Raw genomic sequence first — 4,519 nt, forward strand, 5'->3', positions numbered from 1 at the left:
GAGCCTGCCCTGCGCGGCGAGCTTGCCATGCACCACATGGAGCTTTGCCATTACCGCATCGTCCTCGTCCTTCGACCAGGCGCCGACAACGGCTTCATCGTGGTAGCAGAGAATGGCATAGAGCATGCGATGGGACCTCCTTGGATGGAAGACGAACGGCCTCGGCCGGTCCCGACAGGATAGCGGAATTTATTGCCGCGGGTCGCGAAGCAACTCGCCGGACTTACACCGCATCGCGGCACAGCAGGTCGATGGCGCCCTGCACGATCGCTTCAAGCTGTGGTCGCGGCGTGCCGGCGCGGGCCCGGATGGCGAGCGAAAACAGCGTGGCCGTAGCGATCTGCGACAGCGTCGCGATATCCGCCGATTTCGGCAGCTCGTACTTCTCCGCGGCGATGCGAAAACACCGGGCGAACGCCTTGTCCAATCCTACCACGCTGTCCTGCGCCAGCGCCCGGACGTCGGGATCGGCGATGGCGTCGGAGGCCACCGTCATCACCGTGAAACAGCCGCGCGGCGCATCGCCGCCGGACAGATAGGTCTCCAGCGCCACGTTAAAGATGCGCGCGAGGCGCTGGCGCAGCCCAAGGTCGGCCTTGAAGATATCCACCAGTTGCGCGCCGTAGTCGTCGCGGTAGCGCCGATAGGCCTTGATGTAGAGCTCGCGCTTGTCGCCGAAGGCCCCGTACAGGCTCGGCCGGTTCATCCCGGTGGCGGCGCTGAGATCGTCCAGCGAGGTCGCGGCGAAACCGCCCTTGCGGAACAGCGCCAGCGCCTGCCCCAGCGCCACCTCCGGCGCATAGGCGCGCGGCCGTCCGCGGCGCTTCGGCTCGGCCGCCGGTTTCGCGGCGGCGGGTGGGGTGTTTTCTTTTTGTACCATATCGCAATAAATCCCTTGACGGTTTTTATATTATGCGAGACGGTATAAAAATCAACCCGCGGCGCGACGCGACGCGCCGCCACCTCAGGAGGCAACGATGGACCTGTATTTCTCGCCGATGGCCTGTTCGATGGCGACCCGCATCGCGCTGTATGAAGCCGGCGCCGAGGCGCACTATCTCGAAGTGGATCCGAAGACCAAGCAGGTGCTGACCGACGGCGCGGATTTCCGCGGCGTCAATCCGCTCGGCATGGTGCCGACCTTGCGCACCGACGACGACGTAGTCCTCACCGAGAACGCGGCGATCCTGCAATATGTCGCCGACCGCTTTCCCGACAGCGCGATTGCCGCGGGCTCGGGCATCGACCGCACGCGGCTGCAGCAATGGCTGTGCTTCATCGGCACCGAACTGCACAAGGCGCTGTTCATTCCGCTGCTCGACCCCAAGGCCTCAGCCGAGACCAAGGCATGGGCGCTGGCGAAGGGCACTTCCCGGCTCGACTACCTAGAGGCGCATCTGCAGGGCCGCGACTTCCTGCTCGACCGCTTCAGCGTGGCCGATGCCTATCTGGCCACGGTGATCAACTGGACCATGGCAACGCCGCAGATCGATTTCGCCAACTGGCCGGCGATCAAGGCGTATCACAAGCGCCTGCGCGAACGGCCGAGCATCGCGAAAGCCGTCGCCGAGGAGTTCGAACTGTTCAAGGCCGAGCAGGCGCGCCACAAGGCGGCGGCGTAGGCGAGACTCATGTCCCGGACGCGCTGCAGCGTTCTTCACGCTGCTGCGCAGATCCGGGATCCCGGTATCTTCTTCAAGCAACCGGGGCCCCGGCTCTGCAGCGCACCACGCCGCCAAAAGGCGGCGCAGTGCGCAGCGTCCGGGGAACGAATACTGCGTTTGACCGGGCTTCTTAGAAGGGATCAGTCCCCAACCCCGGCACATCCGCCGGGCGCGGGCCCGGAGCGGGCCAGCGGAAGCGGCGATCCTTCTCGGCAATCGCGACGTCGTTGATGCTGGCCTCGCGGCGGCGCATCAGGCCGGCGGCGTCGAATTCCCACTGCTCGTTGCCATAGGAGCGAAACCATTGGCCGGCGTCGTCGTGCCATTCGTACTGGAAGCGCACGGCGACGTGGTTGTCGTGAAACGCCCACAGGTCCTTGATCAGCCGGTACTCGTGTTCCCTCGCCCACTTGCGGGTCAGGAATTCGACGATCGCCGCGCGGCCCTGGAAGAACTCGCCGCGGTTGCGCCACACGCTGTCCTCGGTATAGGCCAGCGATACTTTCACCGGGTCGCGCGAATTCCAGCCGTCTTCGGCCATCCGGGCCTTCTGGGCGGCGGTCTCTTTTGTGAACGGCGGAAACGGCGGACGCGACATGACGATCTCCATTGCTTCCGCGATTGTAGCCGCGGGCACCGGCGAGTCGATGGCCCCTCGCCTATCGCCCGATTGCTAAAGCTGATCGGCCTTCATGGCGAGCCGGAGAGACTGCGGGATCCGTTGCGCCTTTCCGCCTGAGATGAACGCCACGCGCACATGCGCCGTGACCAACAGATCGTCTCCGCGCCTGCATTCCTGCAGCAAGCCGATCGAAGCGCCCCTCACCTCTTGTGGAATCGTGACGACGTCAAGCAGGTCGTCCAGGATTGCCGGTTTCAGAAAATCGATTGTCATCGAACGAACAACGAAGGCAAAGCCCGGAGCATCCTGACGCGCTTCCCGCAGCAGCTCTTGTTGGCTCGTTCCGAGTAAACGCAAATAATTCGTTCGGCCGCGCTCCATGAAGCGCAAAAAATTTGCGTGATAGACAATCTGGCCGGCGTCCGTATCTTCGAAATAGACGCGGACCCGCATATGATGACGACCGTCGCGAATTTCGCCATCGAGAGAGGTTGTCACGGGCAAATCCTCTGATCACAATTCGGGGAGTAATCGTCTTGCACAGAGGTACCTTCCTCAGCAAGCTCCAATCGCTTTGAGCTCCGAACCTTGCCCGCGATGCATCTCGAATCGTGGTTGCGGGGAGGCGCAACCACCATACCGGTATTCGGTCAAATCTCGGTCTGAACGAGAAGGCCCTCTTCCGAAAGGCTCCCGGCGCTCGGATGAGTCTAAACCTTCCAGAGTCTCTCATTGTCGTAGCTTCTGTTGCTGCCCAATCGGCAACTGAACAAGCCGGTCGGTGGGCTCAGCCTTTGAACGCGGTGACCACTACCTCGATCAAGGCGCCGCTGCCGAGATTGGCGACACCGACCGTTGCGCGCGCCGGCAGATCGTCACCAAAGAACTCCGTCCAGGCCGCGTCCATCTCCTTCTTCCCGGATAGATCCGTCACGAAGATCGAGGCACTGACAACGCGGGATTTCTCCGTTCCCGCTTCTTTCAGGTAGCCGGCAATCTTGCTGAGGATATTGCGGGTCTGCTCACCCATCGAGACGCTGGTGTCATCGGCGATTGTGCCGCCGACGAACACGAATCCGTTAGCCTCGACGGCGCGGTGCATGATCGGCGTACGGATGTTGCGGGTGATGGTCATGATGTCCTCATCTTGGTTCTAGGGTGTGGAAGGATGGAAGCGCCCGATGTCGAGATCGCCGATCCGGGTCTGGGTGCCGCCGTTGGTGATCAGCTCCGTCATCACCGCGCCGGCGCCGGGGCCGAGCTGGAAGCCGTGCAGCGAAAAGCCGAACTGGTGAAAGAGCCCGGCATGTCGGGCGCTCGGCCCGAGTACGGGAAGATCATCGCGCGTCCGCGCCTCGATGCCGGCCCAGGCCCGGACGATGGTAGCGCCGCGCATGATCGGGAACAGTTCGAATACGGTGCGTGCGCTAAGGGCGAGGCTGCGCCAGTCCAGCACCGTTTCGTTGCGGTCCTGATCCGGCGTCGCCAGATAGCCGCCGCCGATCAGCACGGTGCCGTTGGGAAACTGTTTGAAGGATAGTTTGCGGCCCCGCAGGATCACCACCGGATCGATGAAATGCGGCACGCGGGAAGTGATCATCAGCATCGGCGCCACCGTCTCGACCGGCACCGGTTCGCCAAGCGCCGCGGCGATGCGGCCGGCCCAGGCGCCGGCGGCATTGACGAGCACCGGTGCCGCATAGCTATCGGCACCGACGTCTACCCGCCACAGGCCCGCTTCCTTTCGAATGTTGGTCGCGGCTACGCCCTCACAGACGGTCGCACCGAGTGCAGCTGCCTTGCGGCGGATCGCGGTGGTGGTTCGGGCCGGATCGGCGGCGCCATCGCGCCGCGATACCACTCCGCCTGGGCAGCTCTCGGCCACCGCCGGCACCAGCCGGCGCAGCTCCGGGCCGTCGATCAGTTCCTCGTGGGTGAAACCAAGCGCGTTCAGCTCGGCGACGCGCGCGCGACATGCATCGAATTCGGCATCGTTCTCTGCGACCAGCACCTGGCCGTGGCTTTCGAAGCCGCAGGTGTCATCGACCAGCTCTTCAATCCGCTCCCAGATTCCCATCGAACGGATCGAGAGCGGGATCTCTGCGACATGCCGTGCGAGCTGGCGGACACCGCCCGCATTCACGCCCGAGGCGTGGCGGCCGGCATAGTCCTTCTCGATCAGCACCGGCTTCATGCCAGCAAGGCACATGTGAAGCGCGGTCGAGCATCCGTG

General features: G+C 63.9%; 6 protein-coding genes and 1 pseudogene. 1 reads left to right on the plus strand and 6 read right to left on the minus strand.

All coding sequences use genetic code 11. From position 1 onward, the window contains the following. Window positions 1-126, minus strand: a pseudogene (locus tag JWR89_RS02370) (YciI family protein); the annotation flags it as partial. A gap of 97 nt (window positions 127-223) precedes the next feature. Continuing rightward, window positions 224-880, minus strand: coding sequence for a TetR/AcrR family transcriptional regulator (locus JWR89_RS02375; RefSeq protein WP_299711333.1), 657 nt, complete (start codon window positions 878-880; stop codon window positions 224-226). Between the two features lie 97 nt (window positions 881-977). On the opposite strand from JWR89_RS02375, the gene JWR89_RS02380 reads away from it, so the two are divergent. Then, the gene (locus JWR89_RS02380; RefSeq protein ID WP_299711336.1) at window positions 978-1,622 is read left to right on the plus strand and encodes a glutathione binding-like protein; all 645 of its coding nucleotides are present in this window, start codon (window positions 978-980) and stop codon (window positions 1,620-1,622) included. A gap of 172 nt (window positions 1,623-1,794) precedes the next feature. Here the strand turns inward: JWR89_RS02380 and JWR89_RS02385 are convergent, their stop codons facing one another. The 4 genes from JWR89_RS02385 to JWR89_RS02400 all read right to left on the minus strand — a co-directional run. Then, window positions 1,795-2,262 carry a nuclear transport factor 2 family protein gene (locus JWR89_RS02385; protein ID WP_299711339.1) on the minus strand — a complete coding sequence of 156 codons (468 nt, stop codon included), beginning with the start codon at window positions 2,260-2,262 and terminating at the stop codon, window positions 1,795-1,797. Between the two features lie 75 nt (window positions 2,263-2,337). Then, entirely contained in the window at window positions 2,338-2,784 is a 447-nt protein-coding gene (ybgC, locus tag JWR89_RS02390; protein ID WP_299711342.1) for a tol-pal system-associated acyl-CoA thioesterase, read from the minus strand. A gap of 289 nt (window positions 2,785-3,073) precedes the next feature. Next, window positions 3,074-3,421 (minus strand): RidA family protein, encoded by a 348-nt coding sequence (locus tag JWR89_RS02395; RefSeq protein WP_299711345.1) that lies wholly within the window; start codon window positions 3,419-3,421, stop codon window positions 3,074-3,076. 18 nt (window positions 3,422-3,439) lie between these two features. After that, window positions 3,440-4,519, minus strand: a 1,080-nt coding sequence (locus JWR89_RS02400; RefSeq protein ID WP_299711348.1) for an FAD-dependent oxidoreductase, incomplete at its 5' end; no start/stop codon positions are given.

Origin of the sequence: Tardiphaga sp., from assembly GCF_028290785.1 — a bacterium.
GTDB lineage: Bacteria > Pseudomonadota > Alphaproteobacteria > Rhizobiales > Xanthobacteraceae > Tardiphaga.

Excerpts from the sequence above, each read along its gene's own strand:
- JWR89_RS02395 (WP_299711345.1), bottom strand. The coding sequence starts at position 3,421 with ATGACCATCACCCGCAACATCCGTACGCCGATCATGCACCGCGCCGTC.
- JWR89_RS02375 (WP_299711333.1), bottom strand. The coding sequence starts at position 880 with ATGGTACAAAAAGAAAACACCCCACCCGCCGCCGCGAAACCGGCGGCC.
- JWR89_RS02385 (WP_299711339.1), bottom strand. The coding sequence starts at position 2,262 with ATGTCGCGTCCGCCGTTTCCGCCGTTCACAAAAGAGACCGCCGCCCAG.
- JWR89_RS02380 (WP_299711336.1), top strand. The coding sequence starts at position 978 with ATGGACCTGTATTTCTCGCCGATGGCCTGTTCGATGGCGACCCGCATC.